Source organism: Alteromonas sp. DY56-G5, assembly GCF_041414725.1.
Classification (GTDB): Bacteria; Pseudomonadota; Gammaproteobacteria; order Enterobacterales; family Alteromonadaceae; genus Alteromonas; species Alteromonas macleodii.
Genome location: NZ_JANHZQ010000001.1, coordinates 96059 through 114798 on the forward strand (window position 1 = coordinate 96059; position 18740 = coordinate 114798).

Sequence of the window (18740 nt, forward strand, 5' to 3'; positions counted from 1 at the left end):
GGTGTGTAGCGTTTTACAAACACTTTTCTTTTCTCTGTGTTACTCGTCGCATTGCTCTTGATCTTTTCTAAAAATACATTAGATTATTTATATATTAGAGTAATCTAATTTAATACTGTGTCCCATAAACGCTGTGGCCCATAAATGTACCCATTGTTTTTGCTAACGCAGGTAGGCGTTGTGAAATGTTCTGCAGATCAAAGGTCATGGTTTGTGAAAGTGGAGCGCCACTCAACACGCCAAGGAAACACAGTGGATGGAGTTAACCCAGTCGTATCACGATTAGAGGGAATCAATGTATTTCCTAGTAGGAGTTCATAGCTATGTTCACGGCAGTTATTGAAAAATTACTGTTCCTCTCTACCCGGAAAGGTAAGTGGGTTTATGCCGCTTTACTGTTGGCTGTTGTCTTTTGCGCTTATCAAATGCGGCTAATTACGATAGACACCGACCCAGAGAATATGCTTGAAGCCAATCATCCTGCCCGCGTCTTTCATAACGATGTGAAGCATACTTTTGCTATGCACGACGCGATAGTGGTGGGGGTTATAGCATCACCAGCCAATGACACAGCCACTCATAATGCTGCTTTAAGTACCAATAAAGGCATCTACACACCAAACAACCTGCAAGCAATAGACGGTGTTACCCAGCAAATATTAAACACTGAGGGGGTTATTGCTAGAGATGTCATGTCGTTCTCAACAGTGGACAATATTACTCAAGGTGACGACGGTGAGCTCAAGTTCTCTTGGATGATGTCACAAGCCCCATCATCGCAAGAGGAAGCAGATTACATTGCCAATGCTATTGCACGCCTTCCAATGTTACAGGGGAGCCTGGCTTCCTCATCACACAATGCTGCGGCTATCTATGTGCCCATTAAAGATAAAAATGAGAGCTTCCGTATTGCGGAAGACATTCGTGCCTATATTGGCGCGAATACAACAAACGAAACATTGCAGTGGCACATAACAGGACTCCCTGTTGCTGAAGATCAATTCGGCGTTGAAATGTTTATTCAAATGGCAATTTCAGCGCCAGCTGCGGGACTAATGATTTTTATCCTCCTCTTTGTCTTTTTCCGCAATTTTACGCTGATTACCGCCCCGATGGTGGTGGCAATGGCAACGGTAATTATCACAATGGGGGCGCTAATCGGCTTAGGTTTCACTGTGCACATCATGTCATCCATGATTGCCATATTTTTGATGCCTATCGCTGTTGTTGACTCGGTGCATATATTGTCTGAGTTTTCAGACCGCTATAAACCAGGTCAAAAGGCCGATCAAGTGATTACCACAGTGGTTGAACACCTATTTCAGCCGATGCTGTTTACGTCGCTGACCTCTGCGGCAGGGTTCTATTCACTTATGCTAACTCCCATTCCACCCGTACAGATTTTCGGTGCTTTCATTGGCTCAGGTATTCTGTTGGCTTTCGCTATTACGCTTACCTTTATACCTGCTTATATATCAAGAATGTCGCCAGAGGCGCTCGCAAAATTGCAGTCTGCACTGCACGCCGATGCCAATACCTCATCAATGAAAACAACATACTTACAGCGATTTGTGTACGGTATTCGCACCTTGGCGCTAAATTATAAAGGGGCATTACTCGTTGCGTTTATGGTGATTTCAGCGGTATCAGTGTGGGGTATTTTCCAAATACAAATTAACGATAATCCTGTGCGCTGGTTTAAAGAAAATCATGAAATTCGTGTAGCCGATAATGCGCTTAATAGGGAGTTTGCGGGTACGTATAACGCGTACATTGTTATTGAAGATACCCGCAAGCTGAAAAGTGCAGGTGAAATACTGCTAAGTGCAGAGTTGCCCCCTTCATTAGATGAATGGCGTGAAACAACCCTCGATACACTAAACAATGAAAATGCCGGCAATAATTTTGAGACTCTCGCATTTGCCGTCGATGATGCATTATTTGGTGATCTTGAGAGCGACGAATATGACGCTTTAAATCGATTGCTTTCAAGCATTGATGAAATTAAAGGCACAAGCAAAACGTTTCAACAGCCCGATAATGTAGCGCTGCTTTCAGACCTGCAAAATTACCTAAGCACTCAAACGCTGGTGGGTAAAACTCAGTCCCTCAGTGATGTGATTAAAGTGGTTAACCGAGAGCTGCATTCGGGCAATGACAGCGACTACGAGTTACCTAATACTCAGCCGGCGATAGCACAGACGCTCTTGCAATATCAGTCCTCTCATAGGCCTCAAGACTTGTGGCATTTCGTGACACCAGACTATCGTAAAACCTTGGTGTGGCTACAACTATCCAGTGGTGACAACCAAGATATGACCGAGGTAATTGAGTTAGTCGATAACTACTTCGCTCAACACACACTGCCTGATGGCCTGACATATCAATGGGCAGGTAAGGCATACCTAAATGTGGTGTGGCAGGACAACATGGTTGCAGGCATGTTAGACAGCTTACTTAGCGCCTTCATTATTGTTTTTGTGATGATGGTATTGCTGCTGCGCTCACTGATATTCGGTGTATTAGCCATGCTGCCCCTTACCATAACTATCACCTTTATTTACGGTGCTATTGGCATTGTAGGTAAAGATTACGATATGCCTATTGCCGTGCTTTCAGCCCTGACATTGGGTTTGTCGGTAGACTTTGCCATTCACTTTCTGGCTAGAGCCAAAGAGATTTACAAGCAAACGGGTAGCGTGAGTAAAACGTTTGATGCCATGTTTGAAGAGCCTGCTAGCGCTATTACTCGTAATGCGCTGGTCATCGCGCTTGGCTTTACGCCGCTGCTTTTAGCACCACTTGTGCCTTACATCACCGTGGGCATTTTTCTGGCAAGTATTATGTTTATTTCAGCACTCGTTACGCTGCTGGTGTTGCCAGCTGCTATGACGTTGCTTAAACGTTGGGTTTTCAAGGAGGCCTAAAATGCGTATTTCCATATTATCAGTGTTCATGTGGCGTCGACCAAAAATACGAAACCTTCGAAGCATGTTCAGGGGCCTTGTTGCGCTATTACTTATATCGGGTAATGGATTCGCTCAAGCCTTGGCAACCCAAAGCGACGAAAGCAGCAGTAGTATCGATGTTGCTGAAATCGTTAATAAGGCTGAGCAGGCGGCGTACTACGCGGGCAATGACGGACGTTCAATGGCGAGAATGCTCATTGTAGATGAGCAAGGTCGAAAGCAAATGCGTCAGTTTACTATTCTGCGCAAAGATGTGCCGAATGAGGCAGGCGCCGACACCGGCGATCAACGTATGCTGGTTTTCTTTAGCCGTCCTACTGAGGTTGAAGGCACGGTATTTCGCGTTGAGAAGCATGCGGCGCTTAATTCTGATGACGACCGTTGGTTATATTTGCCGGCTTTAGATTTGGTAAAGCGGATAGCGGCTGGCGATAAACGTACATCGTTTGTTGGTTCTCATTTCTTCTATGAAGATGTTTCCGGCCGCGCAACGGCCCAGGACAGTTTTGAGCTGCTTGAACAAACCCAAACTCATTATCACTTAAAAGCAACGCCCAAGGACACAGCGCTCGTTGAGTTCAGCCACTATGTAGTAGAGATAGACAAAGACACTTATTTGCCCACCTTAATTAACTTTTATAAGGGTGACAATAACTACCGCCGCGTTGAAGCTGTAACTATTGAGACTATACAGGGCAATCCTACTGTGGTGAGAAGTAAGGTGACGGACCTTGCATCAGGTGGCTATACCCTTATGGAATTCAGAGGGATTGAATACGACATAGGTCTTCCAGATAGCATATTTAGTGAGCGTAGCCTACGTGTGCCACCGCAACGCTATATTAAATAACACAATCTTGAAAAAGGAATTTAGCACGGTGCGCTTGCCTAAATTACTAGCTCCATCCATATGGATAACGCTGCCTAGCCAAGCCTATGGTCTTTCTGAGTGGGTTAAAAAGCAATGGAGGGCGCACGCTTTGCTCGCGCCGATTATTTTCATTTTTGCATCAATGGCAGTAGTAAGTTTACCGTTAAGCGCTCAGACGTTAAATGTTGAAAGCCAGAACCCAAAAGACCCGTTAAAAATCGGCACACAAGAGTACAAAGCTAACGTAAACGACGAGTGGGACAGCGTGTGGCCTGAGGAGGATAATGTCGAATCAGGTGACGATTGGAGCGATAAGTGGGATGACGAATGGGGCACTGACAGCAAAAGTAAGCTTCGTATTTCTGGTTTCACCGAGCTCGCCGTAGGAAACCGTTTTTCCCGTGACATGGCTACCGCGTTTGGCAGTCAGAATTCACAAATGAACGAGAGTTTTCAAGCTGCTAACGCGCCATCTGTGTTAAATAACAGCACATTGCGCGACGCCAGAGTTCAACTTCGCGCAGACTATGCATTAGACAGTTCCTCCATTTCCAGTAAAGCCGACGTTTGGTATGACGGCGTAACGTCGTCGTGGGAATCACAATTTCGCGAACTGGCATGGCAAGGTAGCTTAAGCAGTATTCTACCCAGCGCTTTGGTCGGCACGGGGGAATGGGCAAATGCATTTGACATTAAAGTCGGTAAGCAAGTGCTGACTTGGGGGACAGGGGATTACTTGTTCTTAAATGATCTCTTCCCTAAAGATTATCAGTCGTTCTTTGCAGGAAGAGAAGACGAATACCTTAAAGCGCCGAGTAATGCATTAAAGGTGTCGGGCTACACGGATTTTGCCAATGTAGATTTAGTCGTCACACCTGAATTTGAGCCTGATATTGGTATTACAGGCGAAATATTTTCTTTTTACAGCCCGCAATTGGATGAAAACATTGCCCCTTCGTTTTCTGTTGAACGTGATAATCGCCCACGAGGAAGTGAGCTTGCCTTAAGGGTGTATAAATCTGTTAAGGGGATGGAGATTGCAGGCTATGGTTACACCGGTTATACAAGGCAGCCCACCGCGACAGATTCTCTTGGAAGACCGCGCTACAGTAAAATAAATGCCTATGGCGCAAGTGTTGTCGCGCCTCTGGGGCGGGGGATAGCAAATGCGGAATACGTTTTCTACAACAGCCTTGAAGACATGGATGGAAGTGACGGGCAAATAGCGAATGATCAAAGTCGTTTCCTACTAGGCTATAGCCAAGAAATTGCCGCAAATCTTACCGGTGGTTTCCAGTGGTACACCGAGTACTTACACAATGCGGATGGCCTAAATAGAACAGTCTCGTCTTCTGAGCGAGTTCAAGAAAAATACCGCCATTGGGTGACGACCCGTTTAACGTGGTTAGCACTTCGTCAAACACTGACGTTAAATACCTTTCTGTTTTATTCACCCAGCGATAGCGACGGATACCTAAAGACTACAGTGGCTTATTCGCCCACCGACAAGTGGCAAGTGAGAGCGGGGGTGAATGTCTTTTCAGGTAAGGATAACTATACGTTTTGGGGGCAGTTTGAAGACGCAAGTAATGCGTTTATTGCCTATCGATTTTATTTTTAATCTCTTCCAATATTTAAGGATTACGCTATGTCTCAGGAAAAAGCATTAACCGCCTTCGCAGGGCTCATGGTGTTGTTGTCTGTATTACTAACCCAGTTTGTTCATGCAAACTTTATGTGGTTTACCGTGTTTATTGGCGCAAACTTGTTCCAACAGAGCTTCACTGGCTTTTGCCCAGCAACGCTATTTTTTAAACACGTGCTTGGGCTTAAAAGTGAACGGGAACTAGCGTAATTAACTGATGCTTCACAAATGCGCTAGCAAAGCATTCTCTATTGAGTAATTGGCGCTAAGTAACATTTTGCAAAGATAAACGCTTATCGCAATTCACTACGTTGTGATATGTTATAACATGATTGTTAAATAGTATGTTAGGTCATCTTTGTGAAATTTTCTGTCACGCTTTCTAGCGTTAAATTCGGTTTAATTGCGGCACTATTGGTTTTATTTAGCACGTTAAACCCAACCCAAGCCGCCAATTACGAGGAAATTGACTGGGTAGCTCTTATGCCCGAGGACGATTTGAGCGCGCTTTTAAACAGGCCTGAGTTTTTAAACGATATTGCCGATGGCTCTGCCGCCGACTCTGTCGATGACTTTGCTTCAAAGCAGCTAGAAGATGAACAAGCACAGCGATACCAACAAGCGTTAGTGTCGACGCGAGTGATAGAGGCGTTTGACGGGAAGGCTATCCGCATCCCTGGATTTATAGTGCCTTTAGAGCAAAACGATGAGCAAAAAGCGACGGCTTTTTTCGTCGTTCCTTATTTTGGGGCTTGCTTACACATGCCACCACCACCGCCAAATCAAATTTTGTATGTTGAATACAAAGAAGGCATTGCAGTTGAGAACTTGTACGACCCTTATTGGTTTGAAGGCACGGTAAAAATAGACAACCACGAAAGCGCACTAGGTACATCTGCTTATTCGTTAGTGCTAGACAGCTTCGCGCTTTACGAGGAGTAACTGATATGAAAAAAACAGTCGTTGCAGCTACCGTTTTATCAAGTCTTATAGCATTTCATAGTACTGCGTGTGAACTACACGCAGGTATGGGAAACATGCAGTTTGGCTTTCAGCACCCCATGATGCAACAGCACTTAGCGGCAGCTAAGGAGCCGCTCATTTCGCTCAATATCGACAGAAAGCGAGAAGTGGCTAAGCTTGAGGCGTCAGCCGTTCCGCTGCGATTTACCATTCCTTCGAACTACAAAGAAGTTAGCGTAGATGTGATGGCAAGTGATGGTGTAACGCTACTGTCGCCGCAGCGCTTTTCTCTGCCGTCTACAAAGGGCGAACAAGCCATTAGCTTTCAGGCACAAGAAGAAGGCACGCACGAACTTGTTCTAAAAGTCTATGCGCTTAAAAAGAATGTGCCGGTAACTTACACCCGCAAAGTCAAAATTTTAGCAAGTTAAAAGCTAGGATAATGTATGAAGCGCGCCACGTACGTTTTACTGGCTTCTCTTATTGCTTTGATTGCATTGGGCGCGCTGGTGGGGCTCGGCCTGAGGGGTAAGCTTGATAGCGTAATTGAGCGCTTTTTCGCGAATAACACGGCGATTTATCAAGACAGCCACAGGTTAACTACCGTTCAACAGTTCCAACCCTTATCGTGGGACGCGCTGTTACCTGACGCCGAAAAGGCGCTGTTGGGCCAGACCCAATCGACTCAAAATCCTCAGCAGAATTTACCCCTTCATGAACAGGTATTTCAGTCTATTCAACGCACGTTTGACGATGAATACCAGCAAGCGCTTATCTCAGTGAATACGGTTGATACATTTAACGGCAAGTACGTCGAACTCACCGGGTTTATTGTGCCTGTAGAGGCCAATGCACAGCGAGAAATAACGGCGTTCTTCATTGTGCCTTATTTCGGCGCGTGTATTCATTACCCACCCCCGCCACCGAATCAAATTGTGTTTGTTTCGTTGAATAATGCCCACGAGCAAGGCGGTATTAGAGGAATAGACATCCAGCAGGCGTATACGTTCTCGGGTGAGTTTTCTACCGGGTTGTATGAAGACCCTCAGGGCACATCCGCTTACTTACTGGATGTGGTAGAAATAAAGCCCTATTCAGGGCTGGGAAATGGCATTAACGATGACAACGCTAATTTAACGAACGGCGCTTTCCATATAGAAAGCGACATTCGTTGATTTTACTTTGTCAATGCTCTACCAAGAACCGTACATGGGGTTTGGCAGAATAAAAATCTCTGTGCCCACTCGTGGCATGAGCAACTCAACGTTGGCAGATTTTTGGGTTACGCCGCCCACATCTTCAATGTTGTCGCCAATTTGCATGATAATAGTGTGAGGCACAGCCCACGTAGACGACACGTCTTTAGACGTATTCGAACATGCGATCTTGCCCTGGGTAAGCTGCATTCTGCGCAAGTCTTTGTCATTAACCATACCTTCTTGGCCTACCGCTTCTTTGTCTTCAGCAGTGCGGCCAACAACACAGGTATTACTCGTGGTAAGCGGCAAACCTTGCGCCAAAAGGTTATTCCAGGTGTGACTATCAAGCGCTTTATTGCGATTCGTAATAAGCGCCACCTTGCCATTTCGTGCAACTACTTCATCGATGAAAGCGGCTACACCAGGCACCAGTGTGGCTTCTTCACGTCTTACCCATTCGGCCCAGCTTTGTGAAGAATATCCCAAGCCAGCACTTTCCCGTTCTTTTTGATAGGTGCTATTGTCTAGCACGGTTTCATCAACATCCATCACCACAACATCGCCATTAGCAAAACGCGTAGGTAGCGCTGAAATAGCTTGGCCATACACAAAACTTGAAAGAACAGGGTACTCTTTGCTGCTGGTTTGGTATATCACGGCATTTGACAGAGTGTGTGATTTTACACCAGCAAGCGGGGTTGATGGCGCAGACGAGCACGCCGCAATAGCTGATACTGCAGCGCCTATGCACGCCGCTTTGCTGATGTAAGAGAGCTTGTTAAGAGATAACAATGTTATTTTCCTTTTATTGTTTCTTCTGCCTACCGGTTTCAACACCCAAATTATGTCTGAATTTATCGATGAACTGGGCCTGATAATTCAGCAATGGCGTCGTGTGCATGCAGACTTTCTTGATGTTCTACTTTTACACGAAAATAGGTAGCTTGGTAATACGTACTTAACGCTTCATGCAGTCGCCTTACCGAATCTTCTACAAACATTAGGTTTTCAGCATTACGCTTGGCAAACGCCTGTTCATCTTCACGCTTAACTGCGGTTTGAAGCGGTGTGCCTAACGCGTTTTCTATCAGGTCAATAATACCAATAAAATCGGGGATCTCGTTGTCGCTTAAATCTAGGGTTATATCGGCAAAAGAACGCTGTGCATGCGCCGTGGCGATGCTGGCTTGTTTAGAAGCGAGCCAAGCGCCCATTTCTTCTACGGATAAACCTTTTCCTTCGAATTGCTGCACAAACACTTCTGATAACGCCTTGCGAGAGAGGGAGGCCGAGCAAGGACAAGTACTAGAGTACGGTACTCTTAACTTAAGCTGTGCCTCACAACGTTCAGGTGAACGCCTTACGCAAAGTGAAGCTGGGTACGATTGATATCCTGAGATCCTACTTATGAGCGCCGGACGCGACACGGTGAGGTCAAAGTGTAGATTAAGCTGGGCGCTGTTGCTCAGCCCATCTTGAGACTCGATAAGCGCGTTCATTAACGACACAAGTGCCGACTTATGTAAGTCTTGGTTGCTCAAATATCGCTGCAGCAAGCTGTACAATCGAGACATGTGAATGCCTTTAGCATTGGGGTGATCTAAACTCACTGTTACATCGACTTTTGCTTGGCTGGCTAATCGCTCACCGCGCTTACCTAGCACGTGCAGAGGAATAGCAATGCCCTGCATGCCTACACTATCAATACCAGGAAGTTGCGCAGTGGAATGCTCTGTAGTGACATCGGGAAGTACCGTGTCGGAATGATTAAAACTAGACAAAATAACCTCTGAATGAGACCTCAAAAACGGCTTACATCACTAATATTGCGAGCGTCGCTCGATAAGAATTACCCGCTTTTGAGGTTATGATGAAACTAATAGGGTTGTGATTGGGTGGTCTCGCGCTCTTCGCAAATAGGCACCTGCACGGTCGACCTAAGCCTATAGTTAATCAGGTGCGCACCAACGATAATAAACGACGCGATTACCGTGATTATCACTTCACCATATTCACCTAGCACTTCGTGTCCTAAGCCTATCCACTCAACGAGCAGCGGACTACTTAAAAGCGTTAGTCCAAAAACGCCAGCAAATACTACCCACTTATTTTTGTGATGTAGGTAGCCTAGTGAAAGTGCAAAGACCCCAATGGGCAACACAAAGAACAGCAATATTTGATGGAAGGTTTCATCATTGAGAATTGACACACCTGCCAATGCAGGTATGGAAATTAATAAAATAGGCGTTAATAAACAATGTATTACGCAAAGGGATGAAAGGAGCATAGCGAGCCTGTCTGAAATGAACTGCACTTTTGGCATTACGCTGCTTCCTTGAGATATCGAATTCATAGTATGTCCGAAAATTGCTATGGCGCACGCATAATGGGTGAAGCTTGCGCCTGAGAGAATAAAAAATCTAACTAGCTGCTTATCAGTAAGGTTGGCTGACTTGGCGTTATCTCTAGTGCGCCTTGTCCTTTGTTGGTTACCCAAATTGCATTAACGTGCTGCAGGCTTGGCCAATGGGGAAACCCTGTCATCTCAATACGCTTTACGGGGCCTTGGCAACTAAGCAAATATGCGACACGAAAATCAGAATGCGTGTTGCGATGGGCATGGTCTTCGTGTTCACTTTCATGCTCGTCATGCTCGTCATGCTCGTCATGCTCGTCATGCTCGTCATGCTCGTCATGCTCGTCATGCTCGTCATGCTCGTCATGCTCGTCATGCTCGTCATGCTCGTCATGCTCGTCATGCTCGTCATGCTCGTCATGCTCGTCATGCTCGTCATGCTCGTTAGCTACCTCCCATGGGCTTTCAAGTGTGGTATCGAGTAATTCACACGTATTGCTCAGGGTAAAAATATCGTCAAAGCGCTGAAAAACCTTTTGCGTTTCTTTATAACGTTTTTTCTCGCTAGCCGTGGATGGCGCGTATTCAAACCCCAGAACATCAGCAGCAGGCAGCTGCAGCACAAACTGCCACTCACTTCCCGCTTGTAGGATTTGTAGTTTGCCTTCGCCGTGAGTATGAGGCGCAGCATGAACAGCGTTGATACCCATCCCAGCCAAATTCAATCCGACAAAAGTACCTACCTTAAGAAAAGTTGAAGAGGCGCGTAGCGCTTTTTGTGAATTCTTCCACGTAATAGAAATAGTTTTCATTTTTACCTCTTGCGTAAACGTTACAATATAACATACCATAAAAATAAATATGATACATTATCACATTACACAAATTCAGAGGTTAGAATAATGAAACTGTCTCGATTGGCGTTAGGCTTATCGCTTTCAGCGCCTGCGTTGCTATTAGCATCTCCGTCAGCGCTGGCACAAACACTTTCTGGCACGGTAACTAATGCAGCCGGAAAGCCGCTCGCCAATGCCACTGTTGAAATTGAGGCGCTAAAGCGTGTTACCAGCACTAACGAGCTGGGCGAGTTTACTTTCTCTGACGTAAAGGAGGGCGACTATACGCTTCACATATTCGCCTCTGGCTTCGCTCACTTACATGAGCATACGCAAGTTCAATCTGACAACGCGGGTGGCGCTAACTTTGTCTTGGCGCGCAGTGCTATCGAGGTCATTGACGTGCACGCCACGCCTATGCATTTATCGGTGATGGAATCGGCCACACCAGTGAGCGTGTTATCTGGCGAAACCTTACGTCGGCAACAAGCGGCCACGCTGGGCGATACGCTAGAAAAATTACCCGGCGTACAGTCTAACTTCCATGGCAATGTTGCGAGCACGCCAATTATTCGTGGCCTTAGCGGACCACGGGTACTGATTACTCAAAATGGCTTGGATGTGAGCGACGTTTCCCGTGTTGGCCCCGACCACGCAGTAGCAAGTGAAGCATCGACCGCTAAACAAATTGAAGTGCTGCGTGGGCCAGCAACCCTGTTCTTCGGAAGCGGTGCGATAGGCGGTGTGGTGAACGTAGTTGACCAACGTGTGCCCACGTCCACTGAAACGCGCGGTGAATTTGTATTAGAAACGCAAACCGTTAACGACCAGAAACTTGGAACGTTTAACGTGACTACTGGGGTGGACAACATAGCCTTTTACGCTGACGGTTTTTATCGCGATTCAAATGATTATGAAACACCTGTTGCCCCTGACATTGATGACCCAGATGGCGCCCATGTGGTTGAAAACAGTAACGAAGAATCGAATGGGTTTACGTTAGGGACCAGCTATTTATTCGACCAAGGCTATGTTGGCGTAGCGGTAGAGCGATTTGAGCGAGAGTATGGCGTGCCTGGGCACAGCCATGGCGGAGATACTTCGGTATTCGCTGATCTTGAGCAAACTAAGTATCAGCTTTTAGGTGAGTACAACTTTACCAATGACTTTTTGCAAAGTGTTCACTTTAGAGCGGGCTATACCGATTATGAACATGCTGAAGTTGAGGGCGGTTTAGTAGGTACCACTTTTAGTAATGAAACCGAAGAACTTCGCGTAGAGTTATTGCATAAACCCATGGCTGGCTGGCGCGGTGGTATCAGCCTTCATTACAAAGGGAGCGATGTATTTGCTCAAGGCGAAGAAGCCTTTACACCGCCTTCAGAAATGGAGATGTTTGCTGTAGCACTCATGGAAGAGCGTCACTTTGGTGATTTTCTGGTTCAATTAGGGGCGCGAGCGGAAAGCGTAACATTAGACGCATCAAGTGTGCTGTTGCCTGAGCTTGACGCTCACGAGCATGACGATGAACATGATCATGATGAGCATGCTCACGACGAACATGAAGGCAGCGAGTTCGTACGACAGTTCGCGGTAGATCAAGAGTTTACACCTATATCGCTATCAGCGGGTGTAGTTTATACCATTAATGAAAGCTATAACGTGGGCGTTTCACTTTCCCGTTCAGAGCGCGCCCCTTCTGCCTCTGAGCTTCTTTCTTTTGGCCCGCATATTGGCACCCGTACCTATGAAATTGGCGCCCTGTTTGATTTGTCAGAGGAAGGCGAGTTTGTGCTTTCTCAAACGGCAATCGATCTTGAGACAGCAAATAACATCGACCTAACGTTCAGAAAAACACAGGGTGACGTTGGCTTTGTATTTAATGCTTTTTATAACCAAGTAGATAACTACTACTTCCAAGAAGAAACCGGCTTATTCGCTGAAAGTGGTCATGACCATGATCATGGCGAAGAGGGGCACGGTGAAGAAGAGCATAGCGAAGATGAACACAGCGATGAATTACCTGTTTACCTGTTTGGTTCAGCTGACGCTGTTCTTCATGGTTTTGAGTTACAAGTTGCCTGGCAAACCACTGACAACCTAAAACTCGATTTCTTCGCCGACTACGTTAAAGCCCGCCTTAAAGATGGTGGCGCACTGCCTCGCACTTCGCCCATGCGAGTGGGCTCACACGTTGCCTACACGTTAGATAACATTCGCGCAGATTTAGACATCACATATTTTGCAAAACAAGACGATATCTCGACGTTCGAGACTGAAACGGACGGCTACACCCTTGTTGATGCTTCAATCACGTACGACATTCCTTTGGGAGATATTGATTTATCGGTTTACCTGAGCGGTGAAAACCTAACCGACGAAGAAGCGCGCGTTCACACCTCATTTCTGAAAGATATTGCACCACGTCCGGGTAGAAACTTTGCTTTCGGCGTACGCGGTTATTTCTAAGATCAGCTTATAAAAAAGAATTATTGATAGGGATACACACATGAAAAATAGACTAGTACTAAGCGCCATAGCCAGCGCACTTTTGCTCGCAGGCTGTGGTGATGCAGAAACCAATATTGTAGAGCTGGATCCTATTGAGGTGCCAGAGGATGATCACGACCACGACGATCACGACTCAGATTATGAAATTGAAAGTGAAGGCAGATTGGTTGTTGCCGATGCTGCATCAAATACGCTCACTGTCTTTGATCTAGATGATAATTCAGTACTTGATACGTTTTCTGCAACCTTTGATGGAAGCAGTGTAAGCGCCTCCGCAGACTATCGCTTTGCAGTCATCAACAGCCGAGCAAACGGACTAACTGAGTTTCTTGATGGTGGATTATGGCGAGAAGATCACGTAGAGCATCTGCACGACTATGAAGAAGCCCCAAGTCTGTCTGGTTTCACCCTTGAAGGTAGTCAACCGACTCACGTAGTAACACACGACGGTCAGCTTGCTGTGTTTTACGACGGAAATGCGGACACCAGCATGCCGGCAGCGGTAAAAGTGGTAACCGATACCCAAATTGCCAGTGAAATTACAGAAGTTCCTACTTTGGAATTTACTGTAAATATGCACGGTGTCGCGGAACCGCGTGGAGACATGCTAATTAGTACTGTACGTCGTGATGATGCAGAGTCTCGTTCTGCTAACCCAATCTTGCCAGACAGCGTTGCGGTATATCACTGGCATGATGGCGAGTACGAAGAAGAGCAACGCTTTGATGGCGAGTGTGCTGATTTACATGGCGCCGCTCAAAACGAAGTCGCTGTGGCATTTGGCTGTAGCGACGGCGTATTAATTCTCAACGAAGATGATGAGGTATTTACCAGCGCGTTTATTGAAAACATTGATGGTCTTGGCGACCTGCGCATTGGCACAATGTATGGACATGAACACGCTGAAGCGTTTATTGGTATTGCTTCACAGCACGGCGGTGGCAGCGCCATCTTGGCCAATGTGTCGCCTGTAACTAGCACAATGAGCGTGATTGACTGGCAGCCAGAGACTGACGCTCATGCAGTGTCATACGGCTTCTCAATGGGCGGTGAATTCTTTGTTATTTTAGATGACAAAGGTTTTGTAACACTGCTAGAAGCGCATGAAGAAGACGGTGACACGCACTGGGAATTTGCGCACAAAATTGATGTGGCCAGTGCCAGCGCCGCAAACCTAGCAGAAGGTCAGTCATTTAGCATGGCGGCATCGCAACACGAAGAAGCCTTGTTTGTTGTTGACCCTGTTGCGCAAGCTATCCTTGCTGTTGATTTGGAAACCGAGACCACAGAAACCTTGCTTGAACTGGATTTTGAGCCTGCAGGTGCAGTTTGGCTAGGTATTGCAGAAGAACACGATCACGACCATTAATACGTAGTGATATTACGCTAATGAAAGAGCAGGCTATAAGCCTGCTCTTTTTGGTTTTAATGTATTTTGTGCTTAAAGCCATTAGTTTGTTGCTAGAGCTGCTTACAACAACAGCTTTATTTAGGCAGCGGAATAAACTCGCGGTCATCGCCCGGAATAGTTGGGAATAACCCGTTTGCCCAACGAGCCTCAGCGTCTTCTATTTTCTCTTGAGAGTACGCCAAAAAGTTCCAACGTAAAATGGGTTGTTTCTCCATTTTCTCTCCACCTAAAAGGAAGTAGCGACTATTCTCCATGGTTTCAATTTCACTTTCATCGTCCAATAGCACAAATTCGCCAGCGCTGAATACTGCATCGCCTAGTTTTACTTTTCCGGAAATAACGTAACAGGCCGTTTGAGAATTGCCACATGGACGCTCAATAACCGCTCCTGCTTCTGTTATCACATCTAAATAAAACATGGGTGAGTACGTCTTAACCGGTGACGTGTAGCCGTACGCTTCCCCTGCAATTAGTCGCATCAGTACTTTCTCACGATGTATATACGGCAGTTTAGCTTTGTTAACATGTATAAAGCTGGGCTCCATATCTGCCTTTTCTTCAGGCAATGCAACCCAGCACTGTAGACCGTTTAGCACATGGTCACTGCCTCGGGTTTCAATGGTCTCTCGCTCAGAGTGAACAATGCCTTTACCCGCTGTCATCCAGTTTACGTCACCAGGCTGTATTTCCTGAATAGTGCCTAAGCTATCCCTATGCAGCATACTACCTTCCATTAAATAACTAATGGTGGCCAGTCCTATATGCGGGTGGGGCCTAACGTTAATGCCGCTGCCTGCTGGGAAATGTGCAGGTCCCATATGGTCAACAAAAACAAATGGGCCAATGCTCCTTGCGTCAACGTGGGGAATAATGCGACTTACTGAGAAGCCACCTAAATCTTTTTTGTGAGATGAAATTCGTTTTGCCATGATCTTTCTCAATTAACGTTGTTGGGAGAAGTTAACCGGTGACCACGCGGGCTCGGCTGATTCTATTGGTGTTGCGAGTTCTGGGTACTGCTGTCTATCGGCAAAAACGACGTTGCCGTCTACGACAGTTAACTGTGCTTGTGTGTTTAGCAATGCCTTTTCACTTACTGTTAAGATATCGTGGTTAAGAATAGCAAAGTCAGCGTAAAAGCCAGGTTGCAATCTACCCTTAACGTTTTCTTCTCCAGATAGTGCAGCGCTTCCTTGAGTAAATAGCTTAAGGGCTGTCAGTCTGTCTACATGCTTTGTACCTAAATCAAAACCACCCACGGTTTTTCCGCTCACTGCCCAGTAATAGGTTGCCCATGGATTAAAACTTGAAACGCGGGTACCGTCTGTGCCTAAGCCCACTGTGATACCAGCACTAAGCATTTGCTTTATAGGGGGCGTGCGCTTGGCTTGCTCGGCGCCATATCGCTCAACGAAATCCTCACCAGCAAAGGCCATACGACCTTGTACCGCAATCGAGCCACCTAACGCTTTAATGCGCTCGAGATTTTCATCAGACACCGTCTCGGCGTGGTCGATAATCCAGCGCACGCTATCAACGGGCTGTGTTGAGTGAATATGTTCAAGTACATTTAAAATACGTGTTATAGATTGGTCATAAGTGGCATGGAGCCTAAACGGCCACTGCTGCAATAGATGAAGCCTAATCACTTCTTCCAGCGCATCTTCGGCTTCGCCTGGAAGTTCAGGGCGTGGCGCACGAAAGTTTTCATAGTCTGACGCTTTATAAGTAAGTAGCTCGCCACCGCCTTCAATTACATAGCCATTGTCTAAATGAATATGCTGGTTTTGATTTGCTTCATACTTACTCATCCATGTAGCAAAACTCACCATTTCTTTAGTGGGAACTTGCGGGAACAAGTAATTAGAAACCCGTATCGGTAACTCACCGAGCTTGGCAAGGGTTTCACTGGCTGTATAGTCTTCAGGAAAGGTATGGCCACCGCCGCCTGCGTCTACTACACTGGTTACGCCTAGGCTAAGTAGTTTGCGATAAAACTGTCGACTGGAATTTAACTGTTCATTTGCGCTTAGTTGAGGCAGCGCGGCAATGGTCTTATATAAAATCATTGGGTTGGGTTGAGCAAGCAAAACACCTGTGGGGTTGCCGTTAGCATCTCGCTCTATCACGCTTCCCTTTGGTGCTTGGGTGTCTTTGTCTATTCCCAGTGCTTCAAGGCCTTTTTTATTGAGCACACCACCTGAGTAAAGATGAAGCACAAATACCGGTGTGTTTGGCGCGATGTCGGTAAGCTCTTGTGGTGTAGGTAAGCGCTTCTCTTCAAATTGATAAGGGCTGAAACCTCCAATGACTCTTACCCATTGACCCTTGGGCGTGCGTTTGGCTTGTGCTTCTAGCATGGCTAAGCCTTCTTTCAAGCTTGTAATACCTTCCCAGCGAGTTTCTAAATTATAAAAACGTCCTCCACGCGTTACGTGCATATGCGAGTCATTAATACCTGGAATAAGCCGCTGTCCTTTTGCATCGATTACTTGAGTGGCACTATCTGCGTCTGCTAGCAGCTGTTGGGCATCTTGCGAAAAGGCGCTAAATTTACCGTTTTCTACGCTAAGAGCCGTATAGGTTTGGCCGCTCGAATTTGTGATTTTTGCATTTACAACGACCAGATCTGGGGCAGCCATTGCCTGGCTAGCGCCAAACAATAGAGCAACAATCGAAAAACGTGACAATAATAAATTCATGGGATAGCTCCTAGTTATTGCTGCTTTGGCTAGTGGTTTGTTTACCTGACTGGGCTGCAAAATAAGTGGCTAGGGCGTCAATATCGTCATCGCTAAGCCCTGATGCATTGGGGCGCATGATGCTGGCCATACCGCCTTTCCTGATGCCGTCGCGATAAGCTTTAAGTGCATAAACTAGGTACGGTTTGTTCTGACCTGCCAAATTAGGGTTACTTTCAATGTTGGCAATACCTGTTTCACCGTGACACCCCATACAGTATTGTGAAAGTGTTTGGCCTTTTTCATATTGCGCGCTATCGGTATTAGCGCTAACGCTGAAAGAAAGTGTTGCGATTTGAAGCGCGGTCAATAGTGCTACAAGTGGGTGCAAAGCTCTCATGTTAAACTCCTCGTGCAGTAACGATTCAAGAGCGACAGGTCACGCTGACCTGTCGCATTAAAGGCTACTGGCCTTCTTTGGCGTTAAACATTTCGGTTGCGTAAATAAGGCCTAAACCGTACCCCCCAGCATGTTCTTTTGCGATGTTTGTCACGTCCACATAGCTTTCAGTGCGAGCCCAATCACGTTGAAGTTCTAGAAGGTACTGCAACCAAGTAATGGGTTGAGCACCTGCCTGAATCATACGCTGAACCGCCATGTCGTGAGCTTCTTTAGATACACCGCCAGACGCATCGGTTACAAAATACACGTCATAGCCTTCTTCAATGGCAGACAGCACTGGCCCTACACCGCAAACTTCTGTCCAAAGCGCTGCAATAACAATTTTGTTCTTTTTAAATTTCTTAACCTTGTCGGTGACTCGCTTATCTTCCCAGGTGTTCATCGTTGTGCGGTCAATAGGTGTTTGGTCGGGGAATACTGCTTTTAATTCCGGGAAAAGCGGGCCGCTGAATGACTTTTCAGCTACGGTTGTCAGAATGGTGGGTACATTAAATGCCTTTGCAGATTTTGCTAGACCTGTAACGTTGTTGCGCACATCTTCGATTGAATGTGAGCGTGTTGCAAACGCCATTTGAGGCTGGTGGTCGATAAGAATGACCGTGTGGTTGTCGGGTGTCAGAAGGCTCTTGGCTGGCTCTCCCGCTTGCACAGAAGGAACAAGAAAGGTTAAGCCAGTAACAAGTGCTGCCATTGATTTTTTAATATTGAACATTGTGATTTCCTCTTGGATTAAGTTTGTTGTGAGTACTTCGTAAACCTCGAGATAAATCCTATGTTCGTTTTTATTAATTTAAAATGCGTAAAAATTCATCAAGATATTCTAATTTTTAGAATT

Annotated in this window: 17 protein-coding genes; 9 read left to right on the top strand and 8 right to left on the bottom strand. The window is 46.1% G+C overall.

Annotation, left to right across the window (positions count from 1 at the left end; translation table 11 throughout):
• Positions 1–323: 323 nt before the first annotated feature.
• The 7 genes from NO989_RS00385 (at position 324) to NO989_RS00415 (ending at position 7623) form a co-directional block, all read left to right on the top strand.
• Entirely contained in the window at positions 324–2927 is a 2604-nt protein-coding gene (locus tag NO989_RS00385; RefSeq protein WP_156087160.1) for an RND family transporter, read from the top strand.
• A gap of 1 nt (position 2928) precedes the next feature.
• Entirely contained in the window at positions 2929–3819 is an 891-nt protein-coding gene (locus tag NO989_RS00390) for an outer membrane lipoprotein-sorting protein (RefSeq protein ID WP_014951173.1), read from the top strand.
• 28 nt (positions 3820–3847) lie between these two features.
• Positions 3848–5461 (top strand): hypothetical protein, encoded by a 1614-nt coding sequence (locus NO989_RS00395; RefSeq protein ID WP_371341852.1) that lies wholly within the window; start codon positions 3848–3850, stop codon positions 5459–5461.
• 27 nt (positions 5462–5488) lie between these two features.
• Positions 5489–5695 carry a DUF2892 domain-containing protein gene (locus NO989_RS00400; RefSeq protein WP_014977706.1) on the top strand — a complete coding sequence of 69 codons (207 nt, stop codon included), beginning with the start codon at positions 5489–5491 and terminating at the stop codon, positions 5693–5695.
• Positions 5696–5845: 150 nt separating this feature from the next.
• Positions 5846–6427, top strand: a complete 582-nt coding sequence (locus NO989_RS00405) for a DUF3299 domain-containing protein (RefSeq protein WP_014951170.1) — start codon at positions 5846–5848, stop codon at positions 6425–6427.
• Between the two features lie 5 nt (positions 6428–6432).
• Positions 6433–6879 (top strand): hypothetical protein, encoded by a 447-nt coding sequence (locus tag NO989_RS00410; protein ID WP_014951169.1) that lies wholly within the window; start codon positions 6433–6435, stop codon positions 6877–6879.
• Positions 6880–6894: 15 nt separating this feature from the next.
• Entirely contained in the window at positions 6895–7623 is a 729-nt protein-coding gene (locus NO989_RS00415; protein ID WP_371341853.1) for a DUF3299 domain-containing protein, read from the top strand.
• An 18-nt stretch (positions 7624–7641) separates the two neighbouring features.
• Here the strand turns inward: NO989_RS00415 and NO989_RS00420 are convergent, their stop codons facing one another.
• From NO989_RS00420 to NO989_RS00435, 4 genes are all read right to left on the bottom strand, one after another.
• Complete coding sequence (locus NO989_RS00420) at positions 7642–8439, bottom strand: 5'-nucleotidase, lipoprotein e(P4) family (protein ID WP_371341854.1); 798 nt, start codon at positions 8437–8439, stop codon at positions 7642–7644.
• Positions 8440–8501: 62 nt separating this feature from the next.
• Positions 8502–9428 carry a GTP cyclohydrolase FolE2 gene (folE2, locus tag NO989_RS00425; protein ID WP_371341855.1) on the bottom strand — a complete coding sequence of 309 codons (927 nt, stop codon included), beginning with the start codon at positions 9426–9428 and terminating at the stop codon, positions 8502–8504.
• A 95-nt stretch (positions 9429–9523) separates the two neighbouring features.
• Positions 9524–10000: a MerC domain-containing protein gene (locus NO989_RS00430; RefSeq protein ID WP_371341856.1), complete on the bottom strand. Its 477-nt coding sequence runs from the start codon at positions 9998–10000 to the stop codon at positions 9524–9526.
• Positions 10001–10071: 71 nt separating this feature from the next.
• Positions 10072–10815: a DUF2796 domain-containing protein gene (locus NO989_RS00435; RefSeq protein ID WP_371341857.1), complete on the bottom strand. Its 744-nt coding sequence runs from the start codon at positions 10813–10815 to the stop codon at positions 10072–10074.
• A 90-nt stretch (positions 10816–10905) separates the two neighbouring features.
• Here NO989_RS00435 and NO989_RS00440 point away from each other — a divergent pair, with 90 nt between their 5' ends.
• A complete protein-coding gene (locus tag NO989_RS00440; protein WP_371341858.1) occupies positions 10906–13308 on the top strand; it encodes a TonB-dependent receptor in 2403 nt (800 codons plus the stop codon).
• A 40-nt stretch (positions 13309–13348) separates the two neighbouring features.
• On the top strand, positions 13349–14719 hold the full coding sequence (locus tag NO989_RS00445; RefSeq protein WP_371341859.1) for a 5-methyltetrahydrofolate--homocysteine methyltransferase: 1371 nt from the start codon (positions 13349–13351) through the stop codon (positions 14717–14719).
• 116 nt (positions 14720–14835) lie between these two features.
• On the opposite strand, the gene NO989_RS00450 is transcribed toward NO989_RS00445, so the two are convergent.
• The 4 genes from NO989_RS00450 to NO989_RS00465 all read right to left on the bottom strand — a co-directional run bounded on the left by NO989_RS00450 (position 14836) and on the right by NO989_RS00465 (position 18617).
• Complete coding sequence (locus tag NO989_RS00450; protein WP_014977698.1) at positions 14836–15690, bottom strand: pirin family protein; 855 nt, start codon at positions 15688–15690, stop codon at positions 14836–14838.
• A gap of 12 nt (positions 15691–15702) precedes the next feature.
• Positions 15703–17463, bottom strand: a complete 1761-nt coding sequence (locus tag NO989_RS00455; protein ID WP_371341860.1) for an amidohydrolase — start codon at positions 17461–17463, stop codon at positions 15703–15705.
• Between the two features lie 10 nt (positions 17464–17473).
• Positions 17474–17842, bottom strand: coding sequence for a cytochrome c (locus NO989_RS00460; protein ID WP_014951160.1), 369 nt, complete (start codon positions 17840–17842; stop codon positions 17474–17476).
• Between the two features lie 64 nt (positions 17843–17906).
• Positions 17907–18617, bottom strand: coding sequence for a hydrolase (locus NO989_RS00465; RefSeq protein WP_014951159.1), 711 nt, complete (start codon positions 18615–18617; stop codon positions 17907–17909).
• Positions 18618–18740 lie beyond the last annotated feature (123 nt).

Coding starts and splice junctions, on each gene's coding strand:
- NO989_RS00385 (WP_156087160.1), top strand. CDS start 324: ATGTTCACGGCAGTTATTGAAAAATTACTGTTCCTCTCTACCCGGAAA.
- NO989_RS00390 (WP_014951173.1), top strand. CDS start 2,929: ATGCGTATTTCCATATTATCAGTGTTCATGTGGCGTCGACCAAAAATA.
- NO989_RS00400 (WP_014977706.1), top strand. CDS start 5,489: ATGTCTCAGGAAAAAGCATTAACCGCCTTCGCAGGGCTCATGGTGTTG.
- NO989_RS00410 (WP_014951169.1), top strand. CDS start 6,433: ATGAAAAAAACAGTCGTTGCAGCTACCGTTTTATCAAGTCTTATAGCA.
- NO989_RS00415 (WP_371341853.1), top strand. CDS start 6,895: ATGAAGCGCGCCACGTACGTTTTACTGGCTTCTCTTATTGCTTTGATT.
- NO989_RS00430 (WP_371341856.1), bottom strand. CDS start 10,000: ATGAATTCGATATCTCAAGGAAGCAGCGTAATGCCAAAAGTGCAGTTC.
- NO989_RS00435 (WP_371341857.1), bottom strand. CDS start 10,815: ATGAAAACTATTTCTATTACGTGGAAGAATTCACAAAAAGCGCTACGC.
- NO989_RS00440 (WP_371341858.1), top strand. CDS start 10,906: ATGAAACTGTCTCGATTGGCGTTAGGCTTATCGCTTTCAGCGCCTGCG.
- NO989_RS00445 (WP_371341859.1), top strand. CDS start 13,349: ATGAAAAATAGACTAGTACTAAGCGCCATAGCCAGCGCACTTTTGCTC.
- NO989_RS00450 (WP_014977698.1), bottom strand. CDS start 15,690: ATGGCAAAACGAATTTCATCTCACAAAAAAGATTTAGGTGGCTTCTCA.
- NO989_RS00455 (WP_371341860.1), bottom strand. CDS start 17,463: ATGAATTTATTATTGTCACGTTTTTCGATTGTTGCTCTATTGTTTGGC.
- NO989_RS00460 (WP_014951160.1), bottom strand. CDS start 17,842: ATGAGAGCTTTGCACCCACTTGTAGCACTATTGACCGCGCTTCAAATC.
- NO989_RS00465 (WP_014951159.1), bottom strand. CDS start 18,617: ATGTTCAATATTAAAAAATCAATGGCAGCACTTGTTACTGGCTTAACC.